This is a genomic window from Vibrio methylphosphonaticus (genome assembly GCF_023634655.1).
In the GTDB taxonomy this organism is placed as follows: domain Bacteria; phylum Pseudomonadota; class Gammaproteobacteria; order Enterobacterales; family Vibrionaceae; genus Vibrio; species Vibrio methylphosphonaticus.
This window is the reverse complement of record NZ_JAMKMS010000006.1, coordinates 267,328-290,258: the sequence shown is the minus strand read 5'-3', so window position 1 is coordinate 290,258 and position 22,931 is coordinate 267,328. Positions and strand designations below refer to the sequence as shown.

21 protein-coding genes are annotated in these 22,931 nt (G+C 43.3%); 9 read left to right on the top strand and 12 right to left on the bottom strand.

Annotated features, from left to right (window positions below):
• The 4 genes from M9196_RS09770 to M9196_RS09755 all read left to right on the top strand — a co-directional run.
• The coding region (locus tag M9196_RS09770) for a mechanosensitive ion channel family protein (protein ID WP_250617344.1) at window positions 1–1,161 on the top strand (1,161 nt) is incomplete at its 5' end.
• A gap of 341 nt (window positions 1,162–1,502) precedes the next feature.
• Entirely contained in the window at window positions 1,503–3,584 is a 2,082-nt protein-coding gene (locus tag M9196_RS09765; RefSeq protein ID WP_250617343.1) for a GGDEF domain-containing protein, read from the top strand.
• 355 nt (window positions 3,585–3,939) lie between these two features.
• Complete coding sequence (locus M9196_RS09760) at window positions 3,940–4,590, top strand: CatB-related O-acetyltransferase (RefSeq protein ID WP_250617342.1); 651 nt, start codon at window positions 3,940–3,942, stop codon at window positions 4,588–4,590.
• A 232-nt stretch (window positions 4,591–4,822) separates the two neighbouring features.
• Window positions 4,823–5,098, top strand: a complete 276-nt coding sequence (locus M9196_RS09755) for a nitrogenase-stabilizing/protective protein NifW (RefSeq protein WP_250617360.1) — start codon at window positions 4,823–4,825, stop codon at window positions 5,096–5,098.
• A 271-nt stretch (window positions 5,099–5,369) separates the two neighbouring features.
• Here M9196_RS09755 and M9196_RS09750 read toward each other — a convergent pair whose 3' ends face one another.
• Window positions 5,370–6,449, bottom strand: a complete 1,080-nt coding sequence (locus tag M9196_RS09750) for a TRAP transporter substrate-binding protein (protein ID WP_250617341.1) — start codon at window positions 6,447–6,449, stop codon at window positions 5,370–5,372.
• A gap of 482 nt (window positions 6,450–6,931) precedes the next feature.
• Between M9196_RS09750 and M9196_RS09745 the strand changes: the two genes are divergently transcribed.
• The 5 genes from M9196_RS09745 to cobA all read left to right on the top strand — a co-directional run bounded on the left by M9196_RS09745 (window position 6,932) and on the right by cobA (window position 12,667).
• Window positions 6,932–7,552 carry a LysE family translocator gene (locus M9196_RS09745; RefSeq protein WP_250617340.1) on the top strand — a complete coding sequence of 207 codons (621 nt, stop codon included), beginning with the start codon at window positions 6,932–6,934 and terminating at the stop codon, window positions 7,550–7,552.
• A gap of 356 nt (window positions 7,553–7,908) precedes the next feature.
• On the top strand, window positions 7,909–10,467 hold the full coding sequence (gene nirB, locus M9196_RS09740) for a nitrite reductase large subunit NirB (RefSeq protein ID WP_250617339.1): 2,559 nt from the start codon (window positions 7,909–7,911) through the stop codon (window positions 10,465–10,467).
• A gap of 2 nt (window positions 10,468–10,469) precedes the next feature.
• On the top strand, window positions 10,470–10,793 hold the full coding sequence (nirD, locus tag M9196_RS09735; protein ID WP_250617338.1) for a nitrite reductase small subunit NirD: 324 nt from the start codon (window positions 10,470–10,472) through the stop codon (window positions 10,791–10,793).
• Window positions 10,794–10,901: 108 nt separating this feature from the next.
• Complete coding sequence (locus M9196_RS09730; protein WP_250617337.1) at window positions 10,902–11,762, top strand: formate/nitrite transporter family protein; 861 nt, start codon at window positions 10,902–10,904, stop codon at window positions 11,760–11,762.
• Window positions 11,763–11,911: 149 nt separating this feature from the next.
• The gene (cobA, locus tag M9196_RS09725; protein ID WP_250617336.1) at window positions 11,912–12,667 is read left to right on the top strand and encodes a uroporphyrinogen-III C-methyltransferase; all 756 of its coding nucleotides are present in this window, start codon (window positions 11,912–11,914) and stop codon (window positions 12,665–12,667) included.
• Between the two features lie 85 nt (window positions 12,668–12,752).
• Here the strand turns inward: cobA and M9196_RS09720 are convergent, their stop codons facing one another.
• The 11 genes from M9196_RS09720 to M9196_RS09670 all read right to left on the bottom strand — a co-directional run bounded on the left by M9196_RS09720 (window position 12,753) and on the right by M9196_RS09670 (window position 22,876).
• The gene (locus M9196_RS09720) at window positions 12,753–13,418 is read right to left on the bottom strand and encodes an OmpA family protein (RefSeq protein WP_250617335.1); all 666 of its coding nucleotides are present in this window, start codon (window positions 13,416–13,418) and stop codon (window positions 12,753–12,755) included.
• 6 nt (window positions 13,419–13,424) lie between these two features.
• Complete coding sequence (locus M9196_RS09715) at window positions 13,425–14,990, bottom strand: TadE/TadG family type IV pilus assembly protein (protein WP_250617359.1); 1,566 nt, start codon at window positions 14,988–14,990, stop codon at window positions 13,425–13,427.
• Between the two features lie 118 nt (window positions 14,991–15,108).
• On the bottom strand, window positions 15,109–15,633 hold the full coding sequence (gene tadF, locus M9196_RS09710) for a tight adherence pilus pseudopilin TadF (protein WP_250617334.1): 525 nt from the start codon (window positions 15,631–15,633) through the stop codon (window positions 15,109–15,111).
• A gap of 2 nt (window positions 15,634–15,635) precedes the next feature.
• Complete coding sequence (locus M9196_RS09705; protein ID WP_250617333.1) at window positions 15,636–16,118, bottom strand: TadE family protein; 483 nt, start codon at window positions 16,116–16,118, stop codon at window positions 15,636–15,638.
• 5 nt (window positions 16,119–16,123) lie between these two features.
• On the bottom strand, window positions 16,124–16,837 hold the full coding sequence (locus M9196_RS09700) for a tetratricopeptide repeat protein (RefSeq protein WP_250617332.1): 714 nt from the start codon (window positions 16,835–16,837) through the stop codon (window positions 16,124–16,126).
• Between the two features lie 2 nt (window positions 16,838–16,839).
• Window positions 16,840–17,688: a type II secretion system F family protein gene (locus M9196_RS09695; protein ID WP_250617331.1), complete on the bottom strand. Its 849-nt coding sequence runs from the start codon at window positions 17,686–17,688 to the stop codon at window positions 16,840–16,842.
• Window positions 17,685–18,587, bottom strand: a complete 903-nt coding sequence (locus M9196_RS09690) for a type II secretion system F family protein (RefSeq protein WP_250617358.1) — start codon at window positions 18,585–18,587, stop codon at window positions 17,685–17,687. The genes M9196_RS09695 and M9196_RS09690 overlap by 4 nt, the downstream gene beginning before the upstream one ends.
• Window positions 18,587–19,864, bottom strand: a complete 1,278-nt coding sequence (locus M9196_RS09685) for a CpaF family protein (protein ID WP_250617330.1) — start codon at window positions 19,862–19,864, stop codon at window positions 18,587–18,589. Before M9196_RS09685 ends, M9196_RS09690 begins: the two co-directional genes overlap by 1 nt.
• Window positions 19,861–21,102, bottom strand: a complete 1,242-nt coding sequence (locus M9196_RS09680) for an AAA family ATPase (RefSeq protein ID WP_250617329.1) — start codon at window positions 21,100–21,102, stop codon at window positions 19,861–19,863. Before M9196_RS09680 ends, M9196_RS09685 begins: the two co-directional genes overlap by 4 nt.
• Window positions 21,102–21,575, bottom strand: a complete 474-nt coding sequence (locus M9196_RS09675) for a hypothetical protein (protein WP_250617328.1) — start codon at window positions 21,573–21,575, stop codon at window positions 21,102–21,104. Before M9196_RS09675 ends, M9196_RS09680 begins: the two co-directional genes overlap by 1 nt.
• Window positions 21,572–22,876 carry a type II and III secretion system protein family protein gene (locus tag M9196_RS09670; protein ID WP_406707659.1) on the bottom strand — a complete coding sequence of 435 codons (1,305 nt, stop codon included), beginning with the start codon at window positions 22,874–22,876 and terminating at the stop codon, window positions 21,572–21,574. Before M9196_RS09670 ends, M9196_RS09675 begins: the two co-directional genes overlap by 4 nt.
• Window positions 22,877–22,931: the final 55 nt, after the last annotated feature.

Sequence of the window (22,931 nt, the reverse complement as noted above, 5' to 3'; positions counted from 1 at the left end):
CTGAGAGCAAGAGCTGAATTTCTTTACAATACCATTTTATTTCTTGATACCCAGTTTGACGACGTTACCGATCAATTAGTCTATGTGCCTAAGCAAGAGAAAGCCGCACTTGAAGATAAAAGTATCCGAATATCAGGTCAGATCAGCTTACTCATTTTAAGTTTAGAGTCGACTATTTTACTCCTCGACGAGACTAACGTTGATACGACTGAATATAAGCAGCTTTTATTCACCGTTACGGGAGATATTAACACCGATGTACTCGACATGAGTGTGTTAATGGGACTCACCACCGAGTGGCTTGGTGCCTTTAAAGATTGGGCAATGCAGCATACACCATCCCTCATTGTAAAAGTCTTTGTGTTCTTGTTAATTCTTTGGCTTTCACGCTCATTAGCAAAACTTGTTGGTAAAGCAGTACGAAAAAGTGTCAGTCACTCTACAATGAAATTTAGCGTATTAATGCAGGATTTCTTTGTATCGATGGCACAGAAAGGGGTCACTGCCCTTGGCCTTCTTATCGCATTATCTCAACTGGGAATTGAACTCGCTCCGTTACTAACCGGTTTCGGTGTCGCCGGTGTCATCATTGGTTTTGCGCTGCAAGATACACTATCAAATTTTGCTTCGGGTGTAATGATTCTGATCTACCGACCATTTGACGTTGGTCACCTCGTAAAAGTCGCGGGTATTTCGGGTACGGTCAGCCATATGAGCCTAGTGTCAACAACCATCAGAACCGTTGATAACCAACGATTGGTGATTCCAAACAATAAAATCTGGGGGGACACAATTAACAACATTACCGTTGAAAAAACACGTCGTGTTGATATGACATTTGGTATTGGCTACGGCGATGATATCGACCAAGCAAAAGCATTGTTCGCAGATATTCTCTCGGCCCACCCAAAAGTACTGAAGTCTCCAGAACCCATGATTTACGTCCACACTCTAAACGAAAGCTCGGTCGATTTTATTGTCCGACCTTGGGTCAACACTGAAGACTACTGGGATGTGTACTGGGACGTCACCGAAAGCGTTAAAAAAGAACTGGATAACTCTGGAATTAGTATTCCTTTCCCTCAAAGAGACGTACATATTTACCAGCATAATGTCGAACAGGCTACTGGTCTAGAAGGAATACAGCAAAAAATCGCTTAACTCGTAACGACCGCTGTTATGGAGAATAAAGAATATCGAGACCTATTATTCTTTGTTCTTCGTAACGGTGTCACTCTTCGCGTAACAAGTTTTGTCTTTGACCCCTTATAATTACTGTTATTCCGCATAAGACCAAACGTTAAAACAGCATATATCACAGACTAAATCACATTTGCGGCCAGATAAAAAAGTCACTTCGTTAATATCATCGAGTTTTCAATATGTTAACATTGTATTTCTTTTCATAAGCGTTATTATTAAACCTATGTCATAAATAAAATGTATTAATGGATGCTCGGCAATTGAATTCAAAGCGATATCACTCCGTAAGACAAATATTGATGACCTTTATTTTTGTGATCATTCTGTCGCCCTCAGTATTCGCCAACGGCGATGATGAGTCGAAGACCTATTTGGTTTCAGCTCACAGCCGGGATTTTCTCGCACGATTCATCTTTTCTACAATCGAAGAACAAACCGATCTCCACTTTGATTACGTAGACTACCCTAGTTTTAGTCAACGTCTCGATGCGATCGAGCACGGAAATGTAGACTTTGTCGCTAACATTACTTTTATTGAGAGCCGAGCGAATCGATTTTCCTTTTCGTCCCCTATTAATATTGAACCTACTTATGTATTCAGCCTCGATGGTCGAGCGTTTGATGAACTAAACATCATCGGCAACACTATGGGAACCGCATTCACTGATATTATTCAAAAGTATTACCCAGACAAACGTGTTTTGGACTTTAGTGATAACCAAGTTGCATTTGATGCTATTTCGAGTGGATACATTGACGGCTATATAGGAACATTTCTTCAACTTGAAGATTTCCTCAATGCAGGTTTTAAACCACAATTGATCAACGATAAGGTCACGATTCCCCCTGTTTCTATCGTCACGAACAAGCCTCAAAATATGGCGTTGTTATCACGGTTTAGTGAAATCATGTCGCAAGAAAATGTTCAAAAGAAAATGAGGAAAACGGTAGAAGACTATATTACTTCAATTGCTATCGAGCAGTTACAGCAGAAACTTTCCAATTCGAACTTTGACTTGACGACGCCTGTGAGCATTTATCTTAATCCTCGCCAACCCTACGTATTTTCAGACAAACAAGGTCAACCAACGGGCATTTCCGTTGATTTCGCTAAAGAGGTTTGTGAGCTTAATGGGTTACGCTGCCAATTCTTATATCAACCAGAAGAACCTTGGAAAACCACTTTCCTCAAGCTAAAACTCGGGGACCGAGATGTCACTACACCTATCGCTTCATCGAAAAATAGAACCAATATTGCCTACTTTAGCCACCCTTATGCGTTTATTGACGGTGTCATAGCCAAAAGAATTGGATTCAAACAAGAAGTTTATAAACATATCTCTGAGTTATTTGCTGAAAGTATTGGTGTAGTAGAAGACGATATTTTTGCTGAAGTAACAGAACGTCTATTACCGAATAAAGCACTAACCTACTATCCAGATACCCAAAGTATGATGAAAGGGTTAATCAACAACGAAATCAATTACGCCGTGACGAACCACGTCACGCTAAACAAGCTGCTGTTCGACGAAAATATTTCTAACGTTATCGAAGATAAGTATTTCCGTCCTTTTTATCGCTCTGAATTAGGCTTTGCCTTTCCTAAAACTGAACGTGGAGAAACATTATCACAACTGTTTAATCGAACTTTAGACTTTATTGACAGCGACGCGATCAACAAGCGCTACTTACCGCCTGCTAACTGGCGCGAACTTCACGAAAAAGAGCAGGAAAGACAACGTTTAGACGTAATCATCGGATTACTTGTGTTACTCGTTTTAGTTTGTGTCTTTTTCTGGTTCGTTACCCATCACCGGGCAAATCGCGATGCCTTAACCAAGCTTAAAAACCGTCATGCATTAAATCGCATTAGAAAACAAACGTTGGGGAAAGGCAATTACCTCATTTATATTGATCTAAACAAATTCAAACACATTAATGATACCTACGGACATAACGTAGGTGATCATGTGCTACGTTGTTACACCAAACGCTTGAATCAAACGATGAAGGGAGATATCTATCGTATAGGCGGCGATGAGTTTGTTATCATCAGCCACCTTTCTGGCAAACGATTGGATGATATTTTATTACGTTTAACATCCTTTGACTTCGTATTGCGGGGCAAGAATATAACACTATCTTTGTCTGCATCCGTTGGGGTATTTTTACCCGACACCAGCAGCCTAAGCATCAAACAATTGCTCATCTATACTGATTTCGCCATGTACGAAGCGAAAAATGACGCAACTAAACGTAGTGTTGTAGTGGATAAACAGAAACTCAATGAGCTTATCGCGATACACGAGCCAATGCTGCGCAGCCGACGTACACCAACGCCCCCTCCCACGCAAGACGCGAACGCATCTCAGCATTCTTAGTCAGTCGAATATTCACAGCGGTACACAAGTGACAAGGTAACTAGTCTATGTTACCTACCCATTTTCAAAAGCTGATTTTGCGATAACACTGTCGATGATAAACTCTGGCATACTCTTCCTTAGTGCGGTGTTGGGTGAACGTATCACATCAAACCGTCAAATTGACACATCTTTGCGTCGCTGCTCATCATGCAGTTGACACTCTCTACGTTTCCTAATGGTAAGTTCTTGCTATGTTGTTTAATCCATTACTAAATCAACCCCGTATTCATTGACGGCTTTTATGAACATTTGGGGCGTGACAACTCACTCGTTGTTTAACGCTAGCTAGATAATTATATAAGTAAGAAGAAGAATGGCGAATAAGCATTGGTCTAAGTTCCAGCTTTTGCATGAGGTCGTGCAAAACGAAAATATTCTAATTAAAGGTAAACGCAGCTATTACAGTGATTGTTGGGATAACGGCTTCGAAGAGTCGGTTATTCGCTACTTACACGGGGATGAAGTCAGTAAAACGTGGGATCCTCGCTGGGCGATAGACAAACTCTACATTGGAGACTACGTTTGTATAGCGGCAGAAACCATCATTCTGATGGGCGGAAACCATAACCACAGGGCGGATTGGTTTTGCCTCTACCCATTTATGGAAGACATTGAGCAGTCGTATCAAAGTAAAGGACCGACAACAATAAATGACGCAGTTTGGCTAGGAATGCGCTGCATGATCATGCCTGGCGTTACCATTGGTGAAGGTGCAATTATCGCCGCCAACAGTGTGGTAACGAAGGATGTCGAGCCCTATAGTATAGTTGCCGGTTCACCGGCTAAACTCGTTAAATATCGCTTTGATAGCGAGACCGTTAATACACTGCTATCACTAGAGATATATAGCTGGTCTGACGAAAAGTTTGCGACGCTCAGACCCTTCCTGTGCAGTTCAGACTTATCTCAACTCCAGCAAGCCGTTAGTGATTTCGATCTTGCTCACTCGACATTACGTCGCTAGCATAATCAACGCGGCCAATGAAATACCTCTCGTCTAGTATACTACGAACCGCCGATTGTTCTGTATTGATCAATCGGCACTTTTACAGCGCTAACCCAAGCATATCGCGGTTACGCTGGCCAGAACAGACTAAAAGTAACCATTGGTAATCAATAAAACCATCATCCGTATCAAAACTCCGTTGAGCTAAATACGCTATATTTTGGCTTGTTAAGAGGACATTTCCATGACCATGCAAAAATCACAGATTCAGCAGACAATCGAGAGTTTCACATCCATTGAGCAAGCACTCGACTACTTTGATATTAGCTTTGATAGTCGGTTTATAAACGCAAATCGCCTTCAACTAGTAAAGCGCTTCAATGGCTATTTATTACTAGAAAAACCCGACGATTGGTTCTCAGCCAGGCGAGCACTGAAAAACGCGTACTGTAAAGTGCAGCGAAGCCTGCTTGATAAGCATACACGCTCCGCCTGTCGTGGCTGTACGTCGTGCCAACGACGTTAGTTGGGGCTTAAAATCTGCAAAGTCAGATGGAGGAACAATATGTGGTCAGTAAAACAGTCTGTAGTCTGTAAACAGTATGCAGTTAGTAAACAGTATGCAGTTAGTAAACATTATGCAGTTAGTAAACAATAGGCAGTTAGTAAACAATAGGCAGTTAGTAAACAATAGGCGGATGGTAAAGCAATATATGAACAGTAAAGCAATATCAGCCTCGATAACGGAAGTGATCACTCCCTGCGCTAAAGAGGCTTATTTCTAACAATCAACGTACTCAGTTTTGATCATTTAAATACGCTTGAAGCGACATATTGGTCCATTCACGCATTTTTTCCAGATAGTTCGCTTGAGAATCCAAAATTGCTTTTGCTAACTCATCTTTACTTGCTTGCTCTTTTAGCAAGCTTTCATTAGCACTCTTCAGTTCACTGATAACCTCTGGCGGAAAGCTGCGCACTTTGATATCCGGATATTCAGTGCTCATCTTAGACCAACTTTGCGCATTCTCATGTAACGCTTGGGTATACATATCAAACGCGGCTACGCGAAATGACGTTTCCAAGATTACCTTTAAATCATCGGGTAATTTGGCCCATACTTTTTTATTCACTAAGAACTGTGTTTCAGATCCTGGCTCATGCCATGCAGTGTAATAGTAAGGCGCAATTTTCTGGAATCCCATTCTTAAATCAAATGCTGGCCCCACCCACTCAAGCGCATCGATGGTACCTCGCTCTAGAGAGGTGTATAGCTCACCCGGTGCGATATTGGTGGGTTTTGCCCCGACCTTTGCTAAAACTTCTCCTGCAAATCCGGGAATACGCATCTTGAGGCCCTGTAGATCGTCAATCGAGTTGATCTCTTTCTTAAACCAACCACCCATTTGAATATCAGAATTACCACCAGGAAACGACAATAGATTGTGAGGGGCATAGACTTGCTGCATGAGCTCAATTCCACCACCATGGTAGAACCATGAATACTGCTCCATCGTCGTCATACCAAATGGCATAGAAGAAAAATACAGCGTATTGGGAACCTTACCTTTCCAATAATAAGAGCTAGAGTGCCCTAAATCATACTGACCAGACTTCACCATATCAAACACACCAAGAGGCGCTTTATGCTTGTTAGCTGAGTCAATACGAATGATCAGGCGACCATTGGACATTTCTTTAGCAAGCTTCGCCATATTTTTACTCGCATCACCAAGAATAGGGGTGTTGGGTCCCCAAGTTTCAGCTAGCTTAAGACGATATACTTTCTCTTCAGCCTGAACACTGCCCACTCCAAGCGACGCATAACTTACGATCAATACCGCACTTATCTTTCGAATGGTTTTTCCAAATTCCATTTCTTTATTTCCTTCCATCTTATGGGTAACTTCGCCACAATGCGTGTTAACAGTATGTAAGTCAAAACCCACTCGTTATCTCCAACCTTTGGTAAATAGTCGTTACGTCTCTATATTTATTAATAATCAATAGAATTCACTAGAAAAGTAAGAGCCTGTACTTTTCTACTCCGAAATCGAGTGGATTTTTAGGTGAGCTTTCATTTATCAAACTGCTAGATATGTCACGAAGTGTTTTTATTTTTACTAACGCTATTAGTGTCAATACTAATTTGTTGTCAACACCCCAATAATAATGCCTTTGGCTAGGCACCGCCCAAGGGACTGGGCACTCTTTTCTTACCCTTCACAAATATTGCCACTATCAACCCGACGCAAAACCGTCTTCAATATATTCCTGACTCCGTGATTAGAATTAAGTGGTTTTTTGTTGTTATCTCTGTTTACACTGTCTGCCTCTCCCTTTTCTAAGTTTACATTTTATGAGTTGGACAACACTGAGTCTTTTTATTCCTACCTTCTTTTTTGTATCTATCACTCCTGGCATGTGCATGACGTTAGCGCTCACCATGGGAATGAGCATTGGTTATCGTCGTACACTTTGGATGATGATAGGTGAGCTCGTCGGTGTCGCCGTTGTGGCTTTAGCTGCAATTCTTGGGGTTGCCGCTGTCATGCTGAAATACCCCGATATATTCATCGTATTTAAAACCGTCGGCGCAAGCTACCTCTTCTATCTTGGTGTCCAAATGTGGCGTTCGAAAGGCAAGCTGGCTATCTCAACAGATACCGATAACGCTATTCGCCATAATGACTGGGATCTTGTCGTTCAAGGGTTTATAACTGCGATTGCCAACCCTAAAGGCTGGGCATTTATGATTTCATTGCTTCCCCCGTTTATTGACCAGTCCAAGCCGATGGCCTCTCAAGTATCAATCATGTTGGTAATTATTTTACTCAGTGAATTTATTTGTATGACTATTTATGCCACTGGAGGAAAGGGATTAAAGCGCTCCTTAGGTCAATCAAAAAACGTCAAGACATTGAACCGTTTAGCTGGAACCTTGATGTGTGCGGTTGGGATCTGGTTATTTGTCGGTTAAGTACGCGTTTTTCCTCATATCACTAGCTATTCATAATCCTTCACAACCCTATGACTCAAAATGAAGGAAAATTTCACTTTTGTAATCACATTCAATTTGTATTACAAAAGTGAATGTTCCCACCGCAAATCATTAACACAACGCACGCACAAAAAACTCAGCATATTAACAACCTTGTCACCTGCCATTGTTTATTCCGATATGTCACGCAGGTAAATACACAAAAGTATACTATTTGCTCAGAGCACCTACCCCTTTAGGGTAGTTTGAAAGTGTAATTGATTTACATCATATATTAATTTTCTTTCACATTTAACAATGCGCGTAGAATTGAAGAATAACCCTTAGGTATTAATATGAGCAAGATGAAGCTTGTCGTGATCGGTAACGGCATGGTCGGTCATCGCTATCTTGAAGACTTAGTCGACAAGACCGATGTAACCAACTTAGACATTACCGTTTTTTGCGAAGAACCGCGCGTCGCTTACGACCGTGTCCACCTCTCCTCTTATTTCTCTCACCATACGGCTGACGAACTTTCTTTAGTTAAAGAAGGCTTTTATGAAAAACACGGTATCAATGTGTTGATCGGCGAACGTGCGATCAACATTAACCGTGAGAATAAAATCGTTTACTCCAGTACGGGTCGTGAAATCAAGTACGACAAGCTCATTCTAGCAACGGGCTCTTACCCGTTTGTTCCGCCTATTAAGGGTAATGAAAGTAAAGATTGCTTTGTCTACCGTACCATCGAAGATCTCAAGTCGATTGAAGCGACAGCAAAGAAAAGCAAAAGCGGTGTCGTTATCGGTGGCGGCTTACTTGGTTTAGAAGCGGCTGGTGCATTAAAAGCATTAGGTGTGACCACACACGTTATTGAATTTGCACCAGTACTGATGGCCGAGCAACTTGATCTTCAAGGCGGCATGCAACTTCGTAACAAAATTGAACGCATGGGCGTTCAAGTACATACCAGCAAAAATACGCAGGAAATCAAACCTGAAGGCGAGACAGCACGTAATACTATGGTATTTGCTGACGGCACTGATCTAGAAGTTGATTTCATCGTATTTTCGGCAGGCATTCGTCCACAAGACAAGCTTGCGCGTCAGATGGGCTTAGGTATTGCACCGCGTGGTGGTATTGAGATCAATAACCACTGCCAAACAACCGATGCCGATGTATACGCGATTGGTGAATGTGCTTCTTGGAACCGCACGTTCTACGGGCTGGTGGCTCCAGGCTACAAAATGGCCACGGTTGCCGTCGATCACCTTGTTGGTAACGACAGTCAGTTCGAAGGTGCTGACATGAGCGCGAAGTTAAAACTTCTTGGCGTGAAAGTGGGCTCTATTGGTGATGCGAATGGCCGCACACCTGGTTGTAAAAGCTATGTTTACCAAAACGAAGAACAAGAAGTGTATAAACGCATCATTGTCTCTGAAGACGGTAAGCAATTACTTGGCGCAGTCATGGTCGGCGACACATCTGATTACGGCGACTTATTACAACTGAAGCTCAACAATATTGAGCTTCCTGAGCACCCAGACACCCTTATCCTTCCTGCTCACGCTGGTGCAGAAAAACCGTCTTTGGGTGCAGATTCGTTACCTGAAACCGCGGTAATTTGTTCTTGTTTCGACGTAACAAAAGGCAAAATCGCCCAAGCCGTTGCCGATGGTCATCACACAATTGGTGATATCAAAGCAGTAACAGGCGCAGGTACCGGTTGTGGTGGTTGTATTCCGCTTGTAACGTCAGTTCTCAATGCTGAGTTAGCCAAATCAGGCATCGAAGTGAAAAACGATGTATGTGAACACTTCGCCTATTCTCGCCAAGAGCTGTTCCACCTGATCCGTATCGAAGAAATTAAGACGTTCGACGAACTGCTAGAAAAACACGGTAAAGGCTATGGCTGTGAAGTGTGTAAACCACTAGCGGGTTCTATTTTAGCGTCTTGCTGGGGCGAGCATATCCTCAAGCCTGAACTTGTTAAGCTTCATGATACCAACGACAACTTCCTCGGTAACATCCAAAAAGATGGTACCTACTCGGTCATTCCTCGTATGGCGGGTGGCGAAGTGACGCCACAGGCGCTTAAGGTTTTGGCGGAAGTGGCGGCTGAATATAACCTTTATACCAAAGTGACCGGTGCACAGCGTATTGGTCTATTTGGCGCGCAAAAAGATGACCTTCCAACCATTTGGAAAAAGTTGATTGCCGCGGGCTACGAGACAGGACAAGCGTATGCAAAAGCACTACGTATGTCGAAGACCTGTGTCGGCTCTACATGGTGTCGATACGGCGTGCAGGATTCTGTAGGCTTAGGCTCTCGTATTGAGAATCGCTATAAAGGGATTCGTACGCCTCATAAAATGAAGTTTGGTGTATCAGGCTGTACCCGTGAATGTGCGGAAGCGCAAGGTAAGGATTTAGGCATCATTGCAACCGACGCGGGTTGGAACATGTATGTGTGTGGCAACGGCGGTATGAAACCTCGCCACGCCGACTTACTCGCTTCAGATCTAGATGAAGCTACGCTGATTCAGTACATCGACCGTTTCATGATGTTCTACATTCGTACCGCTGCGCCACTGCAACGTACTTCCGTATGGATGGATAACATGGAAGGTGGTGTTGATTATCTTCGCGAAGTGATTGTAGACAATAAACTTGGCATAAATGAGCAGCTTGAAGCTGACGTAGCGAAGCTTATCGGTAACTTCAGTTGCGAATGGACAAATGCGGTTGAAGACGAATCTCAACATAAGCGTTTTGCTCACTTCATTAACAGCGATTTACGTGATGACAATGTTGTTTTCGTACAAGAGCGTGAACAACACCGTCCAGCCACTTACACAGAGAAACACCCAGATGCTAAGGGCGACATCCTACACGTAGAGCTGGAGAAATAATCATGGCATTTCAAAAAGTATGCGATATCCAAGACATCATTCCTGGAACAGGCGTTTGTGCATTAATTGATGGACAACAAGTAGCAATCTTCCGCCCAAGAAACAACGAAGAAGTTTTTGCTATTAGTAACATGGACCCATTTGCTCGCTCAAACGTGCTATCTCGCGGTTTGACTTGTGAACACCAAGGCGAACTTTGGGTCGCAAGCCCACTTAAGAAGCAACGCTTTAACCTAAGTACAGGTCTGTGTTTAGAAGACGACCGTTTTAGCGTAAAAGCGTACAAGACACGGGTGGCAAAAGGTTTCGTCGAAATTTCGGCTTAATTCCAAAGATTAAATAGCCTATAGGGGTTGTCCGTTCTGAGAACGCATTTCAGCCCCTATCACTATTCAATCTTAACTTTTAACTTAAACTTTTATAGGGACAATTCTATGTCTGATGATTTTAAACCTGCACAATTCGTGCAAACCATGATCAATGTTGGCGAAGCAAAAACAAACACCAGCACTCGTGATCTACTCATCCGCAGTACGATGGCAGGCATCATTCTATCTCTTGCGGTTGTGGTCGCAATCACCACTATCGTTCAAACGGGCATGGGTGTTGTTGGCGCACTCGTTTTCCCTGTGGGCTTTGTTATCTTAAGTGTCATGGGCTATGACCTCGTGACAGGTGTTTTTGGTCTCGCGCCATTAGCAAAATTTGCTAATCGCCCAGGTATTACTTGGAATCGTATTTTCCGTTGTTGGGGTATTGTTGGCCTAGGTAACTTAATCGGTTCTTTGATCGTTGCTTACCTTGTCGCAGTATCACTAACAGGTAACTTCTCTCTCGAGCTTAACGCCGTTGCAAAAAAATTCGTCGCGGTCTCAACGGCTCGCAGCCTAGGGTTCGAGAACATGGGTATGGACGGCTGGATTACCTGTTTTGTGCGCGGTATCTTCTGTAACCTTATGGTATGCCTAGGCGTAATCGGTAACATGACAGCACGCTCTGTATCTGGACGCGTCGCGATGATGTGGTTCCCTATCTTCATCTTCTTCGCATTAGTGTTTGAGCACACCGTCGTTAATATGTTCCTATTTCCACTGGGTATGATTCTAGGCGCGGACTTTGGTATTGCGACTTGGTTGAACTTCAACCTTATCCCAACTATTCTCGGCAACATCGTTGGTGGCTTGGTGATGACGTGTATTCCTCTATACTTAACGCACGCTAAAACTGCGCCAGCTATTAACGCAGAGGCAAACACCGCTGCGAATGCTGAACCTGCACTAAGCACTAAGCACTAAATAGCTAACACGGTAACAATAAACATAATAAGTGCAGTCCCACGCAAGCGTGAGATTGCACTTACATTGATTTGGCGATAAAAAGTAGCGACTCTATGTAGCCTTTTGAGTGTTACTCTTTATCATCAAATTTGACGGATAGGTATTATATGACCACCACTCCTAACCCAATAACGCGCGGTTTTGTTTCATTAGTGGGTGCAGGCCCTGGCGACCCAGACTTATTAACCGTAAAAGGCTATCGCGTCATTCAAGCCGCAGATATTGTGGTCTATGATAGACTCGTTTCAACCGAAATTCTCGCCTTAGCAAAACCTAATGCTGAACTTATCTATGTGGGAAAAAAACTCGATTTTCACTGCGTTCCTCAAGATCAAATCAACCAAATCCTGGTGGATAAAGCGTTGGCGGGTAAAAAAGTTGTCAGGCTAAAAGGTGGTGACTCGTTTATCTTTGGGCGCGGGGGTGAAGAGCTCGAAACACTCGCAGAAAACGACATTAATTTTGAAGTGGTTCCGGGTATTACCGCCGCCGCCGGCGCTACCGCATACGCGGGTATCCCACTCACTCACCGAGATCATGCACAGAGTGTCCAATTTATTACGGGTCACGTGCAAAAAGACGGCCGAGAGATCGAGTGGAGCGCGTTAGCGCAATCCAACAATACGCTTGTGTTTTATATGGGTCTTAAACAAAGTGGACACATCACGTCGCAACTGATCGAGCATGGGCTTGATGCCAGCACACCTTGCGCCATTATTGAAAATGGAACGCGTAGAGAACAACGAGTCTTTCAAGGCGAACTCAGCACCCTGCCACAGATGGCAAGCGAAGCGCAAAGTCCCGCACTGATTGTGGTTGGAAGCGTGACGCAATTACACAGTAAATTGAAATGGTTTGAGTAAGTAAATATACAAATACAGCCGTTTACCTATCTAATATAAAACCAGCATCACTGGTTTTATATTAGTCATTAAATGTGTCGATTAATTAATCGCTATTACCAGACTCTTCCACTGGTATGTATACATCTGAGCGTCGGTTTTGAGAACGCCCATCTTTAGAGTTATTCGACGCAATAGGCTCAGACTCACCGAATGATTTAAGTGTCACATTCTGCTTTGCGATACCAAAACCTTGCAGCTCTTTTGCCGTGCTTTGAGCTCGGTTTAGACCCAACGCCTGATTATAGGACTCACTTCCTATCCAGTCAGTATGCCCTTCTACCGTCACTTGATAATCATTCTGGGCGAGCTGACGAGCAACCCCCGACAACACATCTTTCGCAAGTGGTGTTAAATTATACTTGTCGAACGCAAAATGCACTCTAGCAACCAAATAACCTTTGTCGGTCGCTTCTCCAAACGAGGCTATACCAAGACTCGAGATATACGTTAAACAATCGCTCTTATCCGTTAATAAAGACGACCGTTTTAACAAGAGCATTTTCAACTCATCATCATTACTGGTTTCCGTCACCTGAAGAAAACCATTTCGATGAGAACCGACTCCCGTAATCTCACCGATGGTTATTTTATGCGAATATTCATAATGCTTCGCGCCACAATACTCGGTAATGAAACTACTCGGGTCTTCTGCAACTGCAAAAGAAGACACAAACACGCTGGTTGCAATCAATGCTTTAAATTTTGACATTCCTAATCACCCATACAGTCTCGTTACACCTGTACCACGAGATCCTTTTTTAATTAATTCTTCGATTACTTCAATAAAATCGTCGGTATCCGTTACATCAATAATGTCTTCATCCACATCTATCACGCAGTCTTGGAAACCGCTTTGCTCTGATGCTTGGAAATCAATGCCTATAACGGCTATATACAAACCCGGTATCTCTTCTCTGGCTTTGTTACACATCCCCTCATCAACTAACGCCCCCAGAATTCCATTGTTCGGGCTTTCCACACCGTCACTGAGTACAATAACCATCTTGATTTTTTCATCATAGGTCGCCAACTCGTCCACATCGTCGGTGTCTGGCTTACCTTCAGCTAGATGTTGAAAGCCCCTTAACATTCCTTGAAATGCTGCCGTACTGCCGTTGGCGTTCATATCATCAACTTGGTCTATGTCACCTCGATTATTCGTGAGTGCAATGTTATAAAATTGCCCCGCGTCTGAGTCACCATAGCCACGATACAGCTCATTATCATCGACCCGATATTTTGTTTTCATATCTGGGAAAGTATTCTCGAACATTTCTTCAACGGTTAACGAAAAATCCACATAGTCGTAAACTTCAACACGATAAGAGTCATCGTCATCATCTGAGTCAATGTCAAAAATACTGACCAATCGCTGTGCTTGCTTTCTCTCCCAAAGTTTTTGATCGGGACAATCATCTTGGTCCTCGGCACAATCATAAACCTCACCAGACGTGTGTTTTCGCCATTTATTCCAACTGACTTGTTCATAAGTTCGTTCTGAATCGGACTCATCCACATCATCACGGTACCGTAATTGACTAACGGTAAACTCTCTTGCACTTAAATCAGCGGTCGCCTCTCTTGTTTCTCGTGTCCTGATGTTAAACGGGACAATCGCTATTCGGTTATCCAGCTTACTTGTGAGACCACTTTGATCATCATCATCACACACATCATCGCCACTCACGGCATCAGTCGATACATTCGAACACAGAAGCTTGTCTGCTATCGCCTTAACTGCGACTTTTAGATCCGCTATCTTGCAACTAGAACTGTTACATGAACTATTGCTACCCCACTGCCAGCTCATTGAACCTGAAAAATCGGAGACAAATACTATGTCGATATTTTTATCGCCTAAAATGATTGGGTATTTCTTGGCAACGCCAATACCATTTAGATTTTCGCTGGTATCAAAGGACGGAATGATGTTACTCGCAAACCATGAACTGTGTGTTGTTGTGGCATTAACTGAGTACTCAATGTACTCATCTTGAGTATCAGTTTGCTCTTGATGAACCCAGTCAACGGTCACATTAGAGACTTGTATATTTCTCACATAATCATGAATATAAGCGTCAGATATTCTTTGTTCATCGGCACCATACGAATCACGTTTGTCTTCTATCGTTTCCGCTATAGACGCTGCTTTAGCTGCATCCCTAAGTCGGTTCGTTTCTTGTATATATCGCGTGCCTTCTACCGCCCAAAAGGTCAACCCCAAAATTGGCACCAAAGTGGCTGCCATCCATACAGCGGCGATGCCCTTTTGGTGAGACATTGGCGCATGTACACTTGGTTTTCGCTTCAGCGTATTCGGCTTCAAGGTGTCTTTTAGCTTTAGTATATTTTTTAGCTTTAGTATATTTTTCCGCTTCAGTCTATTTAGGTACATCATATTACCTCCCCGCCACTACTGAACTAGATGTGATCGTGAAAGTAGGTGTTCCTGAGTCTCCCCAAAAGTTCGCAAACCAAGAGTCCTTTTGGTCACATAAGCTCACTTGATAGAGTGAGTAAATTGTCCCATCTTCTACTGGCGCTAACGCACCTTTTTCTTCAATACCAACCGCTTGACAACCTAGCGCTTCAAATGGTGCGCTGGTAAATTCTTCCACCGTTGTTTTGTTATGTAGCGCCTCAATCTTGATAGCAAGGCTGGTTTCATCCTTATCGAGCATTCGGTACGCAAGCTGTCGCATGTCGACTTGGTCGGATTCACTTAGTGACGATACCCCGCCATAAAAACGAGTACGCTCTTTGAGTATATTAACCAAAGCAAAACTGGTTCTATCCAACTGAGCCCGCACCAATAGTTTGTGGCTGATGTCCGTCATGAATAAATAGATGCCAGCAAATATGAACAGCACGATCATCAACTCGATAGCAAAAGCGCCTTTCTGGGATTGCATGGAGTGCTTCATAACTACTCCCCCCACCCTTCATGCTCTAGATTTAACACAGTCGTTCTTGAGATGGTTTGTGGCTCATTGCCAAACAAATTAACAATAGGTGTGTATTCATAAGATAACGTCAACTCAGCAAGCGTGTACTGGCCGGTAAAGTCGGAGTGGTCTTCTGACAATCCCGTTCCATTAACAAAGTCTGAATAGGAATTGAAGTACTTACCTGTTAATGTGAAATTTTCCTGTGGCGTCATAAACGACCATAAATGCCCTTCGTCAGTCACTAAGTTATCAATTCGTCCTTTATAATTGTCATGGGTACTTTCACCCACATAAAATTGAGTATTACGCACCGTTTCCCTGAGTGCGTATTCCACTAAGTTATTGACATAAATATGATAACTGGCTTCAAATATCATCAGCGTTGTTAAAATCAATGCAATAGCACCGATTGAAAATTCCACTGTTGTTACCCCTTTCTGACGTAATTTATGAGCACCCATAACAACTAACCATCAAATTCGTAGAGTTGTCTCGAGATTAATGACACTTGTGTTTCGGTGTAATCTCCACTCAGCAACTCTCTAGCTTGTCCAAATTGACCAAGTTTGAAAAAAGCTATTGCTAGATTCGCCTTGACCACCTCATTGTTTGGATTTTCTTTGAATACTGGTGCCAAGAGTTCGGTCACTCTTGTATATTTACCCTGTGCTAGATACACAACCGCTAAATTATTTTTCACGGCCACATCATTATGTCCTTTCAATCTTGCTTGATTAAATTCCTTTTCCGCTCGTTCAAAGTTGTCCAATTTACTATAAGAAATACCCGATAGAACATGAATATCACTGGTTTTGTTACCCAATTCTACTGAGCGCAAATACCGTTCAATTGCCCGTTCATCCTCACCGCGTTTGTCGTGTATCTGGCCGCGAAGTTGATACAATTGCCAATTACTGACCCCTTTTTCCAACAAGTGATCCGCATAAAAACGAGCTGATTCAATATCACCTTTGCCATAATAAACGTTGGCCAATTCTTGCGTGATTTTTAGGTCTTCCGGGCTTTGTTGTAAATGCCCCTTATAATGTTGAATCAAGCCTTCGTGGTTATCCACTCTTTCCATGCTGGCAACCATTTCCTGATCAGTTGGTCCATTACTCGACGCGCAGCCTAGTAGCCATGTCGTCGTCAGAGTTAACAAAATCCATTTAGTCTTCATGATCATTGTCCTACGTTAAAATCAACCTGCATCACGCCCGGTGCAAGAATCAAAATTACGATGGGAAACATAATGAGCAAGATAAGCGGAACACTCATTTTTGCGGCTAACTTCCCAACCTTTTCCTCAACCTTAAGTAACTGAATTCTTCGCATATCTTCGGCTAAATCGCTCAATATATTGGCAACCGAAGTGCCGTAATGTAAGTTTTGTACAATCGTTAAGACAAAACTCTGCACCTCGGGCGCGGGTAATCGGATATTTAAGTCATTTAAAGCCTTCTCAATTCCGTGAATTTTGCTCGAATCTGACGTTTTCTTGATTTGATAGCTCAAATCCTTATCAAATGCCTTTAGCTCGGAATGTAAGTAACTAAACGCCGCTTCGATCGTCATCCCGGTTTGCACACATACAGACATCATGTCCAACAAATAGGGCAAGCTGCGAGATATTTTTCTGACCATGTATCGTTTGCGCATTTCCAATAGCACATCCGGCACGATGATAATGCTCACAAACGCAATCATCAGGGCGACCAGCTGATTGAGTATCGTCATGTCACTTAGGAAAATGACGACCGCTACCATCACCGCAGCAATGACTTTTGCTGGCAAATAATACTTCGCCAAATTTTTGTTGTAATACCCGGCATCAAGTAACTTTTGCTCCAGATCTTTTCGTTGCTCTTTGGCAAAACCAATAATGATTCGGTTGGTTTTAACTGGCACCAAAGGCTGGTTTTTGATCATTAACGTCGATAAACGTTTATGCCGAGCGTGTGAGCGAACGCCTTCACTGACTACGAATACAATCGCGAACATGACGAATAAAATGCTGATAACCAAAATCATAATTTCACCGCCTTAACCAGCAACCACACAATGAATAACCCGAGTAATTCACTGCCCACCACGTAGTACATTACGTATACGCCTTCTGGGTCATGAAGAATGAAATTGATGTTATCTGGACTGACTTGATACAAAATCATCGCGAAAATAAGGGGGATCGCAGCGACAACTTTGGCAGAGATCCGCGCCTCTGAGGTCATCGCCATTTTCTTAGTTTCCATTGTGCGCGCATCCACTAACACACGAATCAGCCTTGCAAGCACGCCTCTTAATTGACCGCCTCGACTAATATTGGCCCGCAGAGTAATCGTGAAGAATATAAACTCCGGATAGGGAAATCGCTTAGCCGCTCGTAATAATACTTTTTCAGGCGTTTCACCGAGTTTGAGTCGGTCACCCATATTCTTAAATTCACGTCCTATTTCATTATCAAGGTTTTGCCCAACAAAACTGATTGCTTGCATCAAGCTTTCACCCGCCGTAATGGCGCTCATCAATATGTTGAGTGCATCGGGAAAGCTTTGTTGAAAGAGTTTACGTCGTCGTCCAAGTAACCATTGATAGCCAATAAATACCAATGCAATCATCACTAGAATGGAAATAATAACGGCGTTTGTTTTTAGAAATTGAAACGCGATGTACCAAGCAATAAAACCACTCAGTAATAAATAAGCGAAGACTAAAAAGTTGGCTCTAGGCCCTAAACTTTGCGCCGAAAACTTAAAAGAGTCCTGTGCTCGTTTAAAGCCCTTTTTCGGTACTAGCGAGCCAACGTTGATCGCTGATGCGGATTCAGCATCGACGTCTGATTCTGGGAAGTAAACCCCTATTTTGTGTTTTTGTCCTGTCATCAGCATGAGCGCAACCACGCCGAATAAAACAAGTGAGAGCCAAATCATCATAATCCTGCTCCTTGGAATGAGCTCATCAATTCATCATAAAGACCATAAAACTGCGCCTTTTTGACTAGCTCCGAACGTTGCATAATACCCTGGGTAACAAATTTACCCTTTACCGCCTCACCATATCCCGACTCTTGGTAATCGAAGCGATAAAGCTCTTCCATCACCACACTGTCTCCTTCAAGGCCAACTATTTCCGAAATATTAGTTATTTTTCGCGAACCATCTCTGAGTCGACTAATTTGCACGATAATTTGCACCGCACTCACGATAGAGCGGCGTATTGCATCAAGGGGTTGATTGAGGTTAGCCATCATGATCATCGATTCAACCCGACTGATTGCGTCTCTGGGGGTATTAGCATGGAGTGTTGACATTGAGCCGTCGTGACCGGTATTCATCGCTTGCAGCATCTCAAATGCCTCTGGTCCACGACACTCCCCCAAAATAATTCTATCGGGGCGCATTCGAAGCGCATTAATCACGAGATCTCGCTGTGTCACTACTCCAGTATGCTCAATACTAGCGGCTCGAGTTTCTAGTCGCACGAGATTGGGTTGTTGCAAACGGAGTTCCGCTGCATCTTCTATCGTGACAATACGTTCATCTTCGGTAATATATTGAGACAAGGCATTAAGCAGCGTTGTTTTACCAGAACCCGTCCCGCCCGAGATAAGGACATTCATTCGGCAACGAGAAGCAATGGAGAGAACCCTTGCCATATCGATCGTCATTGAACCGAAATCAACCAGGTCTTCAACGCCAATATTTTGTTCTCTAAACTTCCTTATTGAAATGGATGTTCCATCGAGAGCAATTGGCGGAATAACAATATTGACACGACTACCATCTTCTAAGCGAGCATCTACCGTAGGCGATAGTTCGTCCACTCGACGCCCTACTCTCGAGGCGATTTGCTTAGCAATCGCCAATACTTGTTCTTCGCTTACGAATGAAATATCCGACCTATGAAGCTTACCTTCCCTTTCGAAAAAGACATCTGATGGTCCGTTAATCAGGATATCGGTAATACTTTGATCCTCAACAAGCGGTTGAATTGGTCCTAAACCAAACAGCTCGTCCATCATACTTTTGACCAGGCCGCTCTTCATCATCGCAGTAATTGGACGATCAAAACTGTTTGCCAGTACGTCAACCGCGCTGCGAATTTGGTTCTCTATTTCTTTTTCAGAGAGTGTTTGAATCGCTTCAGGATCGAGAGCCTCAAAGATTTGAGAACGAAAAGCGATATAAATGTCTTTATTCGAACTCATCGGATACCTAACCTTTGCAGTAGTCCTTTACTTTTATTCGCAGAACGTCCATTGACCAAGCGAACCAATTGGTCGATCGATTGATTCACGTGTCTGTCATGCTTATAAGCGCGCTTACCATCAACATGGAGATGTGGGAGGTTTTTACAATAATTGAAATCCAGATCAACGCTGGATCCTAAGTATTTTTCCAGCTCATCACGCTGAATGACAAAGCTTTTATCGGGTCTGTGGTGGTTTACAATGGTGATAATGCGAGTTCGCTTATGCGTGGCATCACGGATCGTATCAAGATTCGTAATGAGCGATTTTGCTTTCCTAACCGCGGCTACCGATGGCTCCACGACAATGGCAATCACGTCATAGTTTTCAACGAGTAAGTTACAATCCACCTGAAAATCGACACTGCCTGAGAAATCTTCCACGATAAAGTTGGTATTTCTCGTTAATAAGTCACAAAGAGTCTGATTATAGGCGAGCAGATCATCTTGAGAAGCCTCCCCTTGGAGTGAGAGCAATCTTAAATCTTGACTGACCGGATGGAGGTAATTTATTGCCCCGTCTAGGTCGAGTTCATGCAGCGGTACTGAAAACTCATCCAACGCTCTGGGAGTATGGTCCGCCAGCCCCAGCAACACATCTATGTTGCTATCGTTGTATTGATGATCAACTAAAATCGTGTCTACGCCGTCCTCGGCCATCTTGGCACTGAGTTCAGTCGCGATGTACGACGTGCCGATCCCGCCTTTACTGCCAACAACAGCAACGCGCTTGGCTCTTCTCTCTTTACTCACGCCTGAGTACGACTTTAGGTCGTTATGTACATGCATAACAAATTCAGCAAACTCATATTTGTTAATCGGCCAAAATACGTAATAAAACCCCATCCCCTTGAGCGCACGCAGCGTTGAAATGGCGTCTTCTTGTCCGATAATGACCACACCTTTATGGGTGGGTAAGGTCGCAGCAATTGCTTCTGCATCTTCCACCACACTGCTTGATTCATTAAGCTCAACAATAATGAGATTGCTATCTTGTTTGGCGTAAAACTGGCTATCAACCTTGTGGTGATCCACGCTGTTTGGCGCATCCCAACCTTCAAATTCAAACAATTCTTCGACTAATGTTTGACACTCTTTTGTTTGAAAGATGAGTGCACAGCCCGTTGGACCAGATCGAGTCGGTATGTCTGGCTTTGACGTTTCTACTTCAGGAAGTTTCTTTGTAATATCGAACATTAGATTCCCTCCACTAAACGTTCTTTATGAGCCACCTGCTGTACTCGAGCCGCTTCTGTGAAACAGTTTCGACTGGCGTTATCTGATTCAATCCTTGAAGGCTCACAGTTTTTCATCACCAATGTATGGAACGTGATGATGAGCTTTACGTCACTGGCCAGTGAGCCATTTTTGGTGACGGCAAATGTCTCTGCGCGATAAGGCAATAACTTTTTATCCGCTAAAGACGCATCAAGTAATTGTTTTGCTTTCGCGTTTTTATATTCGATGGAATACGATGCGCCGGAATCAATGTCATCTACTGCCTCAAATATTTGTGATAATTTATCCACGGCTTCAGCTTTCGTTTTTGCAGTGAATTCATAAACGTGCTGCTCTGGATAAACCAACATTTCAGCTCCCTTGCCGTTGTAGTAACGCTCACTACATCCAGTAAGTAGCAGAGTTAAGAGCATTCCTTGCCATAGTTTCATTGGATAAACCCTCCTTTAGAAAGCAGCTCAATCGTTGGATTGTCACCACTGTTGGTTTCTTCCGGCTCCGAAATATTTAACCAACGGCGTAGCGTGTTCGTTTTGCTAATATATGGCAGCTGAATATCTCTTTTTTTCATCGGTTTAACTAAGTTAACGGTAGCGACGATAAGGAGCTCAGTTCGGCGTCTATCTGTTGATGACTTTCTAAACGCCGCGCCTAACACTGGGATGTCGCCTATAATCGGGGTTTTTTGAATCTCTTCGAAATCCGTACTGCTCATTAATCCACCCAACACAAAACTGTCTCCATCGCCAAGTTCAATCGTTGTCATTGCACGACGAGTGGCAAGTTGCGGTACTTCAATACCTGCGGCACGAATGTAACGTTCGACCTCACTGACCTCTGGGAACAGTTGCATGCGAATTTTTTCTTCGGAAAGAACCTTTGCGGTTAAATCAAGCTTGATACCAAACTCTTTAAAGGTGATATTCACATTGTTATTCGTGGAAACGACCACCGGTATTTCTCCACCAACAAGGAAGCTGGCTGATTCGCCAGAGATAACGGTGAGATTGGGTTCTGCTAGTACTTGCGCAACATTTTCATTGCCCAGCGCGGTGATAAGAGTGGTGAGATCGGCGGCCTCAAACTGCTGGAATAAGAATTGGCCGACATTCGCCCCAAGTGAAGACCAATCAACCCCGACCGTCTCGGCAAAACGTTCGGTGACTTGAGCTACGGAAATTTTGACATTAACTTGCTGAACAGTGGCAACTTCCAACTGCTCTAGGATGCCCTCCCAGGTCATATTTCTCGCAAAAATCATGCTTTCGGGTTCTTCGAGAGAGACATAATCTGTTTCAAACTCTAGCTTCTGACTCTCTTCCCAACGTTCCGTCTTTTCTCTGCCCAACAAGGTTGCAACCATTCGATAAATGTCATCGCGCTGCTGTTCAGAATGAACGATGCCACTTACCGCAACTTGACTTCCAACTGATTCAATCTTGATATCCACATCTGAAAAGTGAAGCTTGATTTGGCGACGAACCTGACTTAAGTCAATATCCGCTATGATTCGGTCTGACATAAGCAATTTTTCAGAAGCCCCGTAGACCATTAAGCGAGCTTGACCCACCGATTTAGCAAATACTACGATGGTTGTCTCATTGATTACGTTGTAATCAACAATATCTGGGTCGCTAATAAACACTTTCGTGATTCGTTCATCTAACTCAATATGTTTAGCGTCATTGACTGTAATATATTGCTGCCCAGCGTAAACATGTGCCGAGCACATCAATAACAATATGGTGGTAAACGTGCGCATCCAATGCACTTGATAATTGTCGTCC

What these genes read in the sequence shown, in the direction of transcription:
- M9196_RS09700 (WP_250617332.1), bottom strand. Translation starts at nt 16,837, where the DNA reads ATGAAGACTAAATGGATTTTGTTAACTCTGACGACGACATGGCTACTA.
- M9196_RS09755 (WP_250617360.1), top strand. Translation starts at nt 4,823, where the DNA reads ATGCAAAAATCACAGATTCAGCAGACAATCGAGAGTTTCACATCCATT.
- M9196_RS09670 (WP_406707659.1), bottom strand. Translation starts at nt 22,876, where the DNA reads ATGTGCTCGGCACATGTTTACGCTGGGCAGCAATATATTACAGTCAAT.
- M9196_RS09750 (WP_250617341.1), bottom strand. Translation starts at nt 6,449, where the DNA reads ATGGAATTTGGAAAAACCATTCGAAAGATAAGTGCGGTATTGATCGTA.
- M9196_RS09705 (WP_250617333.1), bottom strand. Translation starts at nt 16,118, where the DNA reads ATGGGTGCTCATAAATTACGTCAGAAAGGGGTAACAACAGTGGAATTT.
- M9196_RS09715 (WP_250617359.1), bottom strand. Translation starts at nt 14,990, where the DNA reads ATGTCTCACCAAAAGGGCATCGCCGCTGTATGGATGGCAGCCACTTTG.
- M9196_RS09730 (WP_250617337.1), top strand. Translation starts at nt 10,902, where the DNA reads ATGTCTGATGATTTTAAACCTGCACAATTCGTGCAAACCATGATCAAT.
- M9196_RS09765 (WP_250617343.1), top strand. Translation starts at nt 1,503, where the DNA reads ATGACCTTTATTTTTGTGATCATTCTGTCGCCCTCAGTATTCGCCAAC.
- nirD (WP_250617338.1), top strand. Translation starts at nt 10,470, where the DNA reads ATGGCATTTCAAAAAGTATGCGATATCCAAGACATCATTCCTGGAACA.
- M9196_RS09675 (WP_250617328.1), bottom strand. Translation starts at nt 21,575, where the DNA reads ATGAAACTATGGCAAGGAATGCTCTTAACTCTGCTACTTACTGGATGT.
- M9196_RS09760 (WP_250617342.1), top strand. Translation starts at nt 3,940, where the DNA reads ATGGCGAATAAGCATTGGTCTAAGTTCCAGCTTTTGCATGAGGTCGTG.
- nirB (WP_250617339.1), top strand. Translation starts at nt 7,909, where the DNA reads ATGAGCAAGATGAAGCTTGTCGTGATCGGTAACGGCATGGTCGGTCAT.
- M9196_RS09690 (WP_250617358.1), bottom strand. Translation starts at nt 18,587, where the DNA reads ATGATTTGGCTCTCACTTGTTTTATTCGGCGTGGTTGCGCTCATGCTG.
- M9196_RS09695 (WP_250617331.1), bottom strand. Translation starts at nt 17,688, where the DNA reads ATGATTTTGGTTATCAGCATTTTATTCGTCATGTTCGCGATTGTATTC.
- cobA (WP_250617336.1), top strand. Translation starts at nt 11,912, where the DNA reads ATGACCACCACTCCTAACCCAATAACGCGCGGTTTTGTTTCATTAGTG.
- M9196_RS09685 (WP_250617330.1), bottom strand. Translation starts at nt 19,864, where the DNA reads ATGAGTTCGAATAAAGACATTTATATCGCTTTTCGTTCTCAAATCTTT.
- tadF (WP_250617334.1), bottom strand. Translation starts at nt 15,633, where the DNA reads ATGAAGCACTCCATGCAATCCCAGAAAGGCGCTTTTGCTATCGAGTTG.
- M9196_RS09720 (WP_250617335.1), bottom strand. Translation starts at nt 13,418, where the DNA reads ATGTCAAAATTTAAAGCATTGATTGCAACCAGCGTGTTTGTGTCTTCT.
- M9196_RS09680 (WP_250617329.1), bottom strand. Translation starts at nt 21,102, where the DNA reads ATGTTCGATATTACAAAGAAACTTCCTGAAGTAGAAACGTCAAAGCCA.
- M9196_RS09745 (WP_250617340.1), top strand. Translation starts at nt 6,932, where the DNA reads ATGAGTTGGACAACACTGAGTCTTTTTATTCCTACCTTCTTTTTTGTA.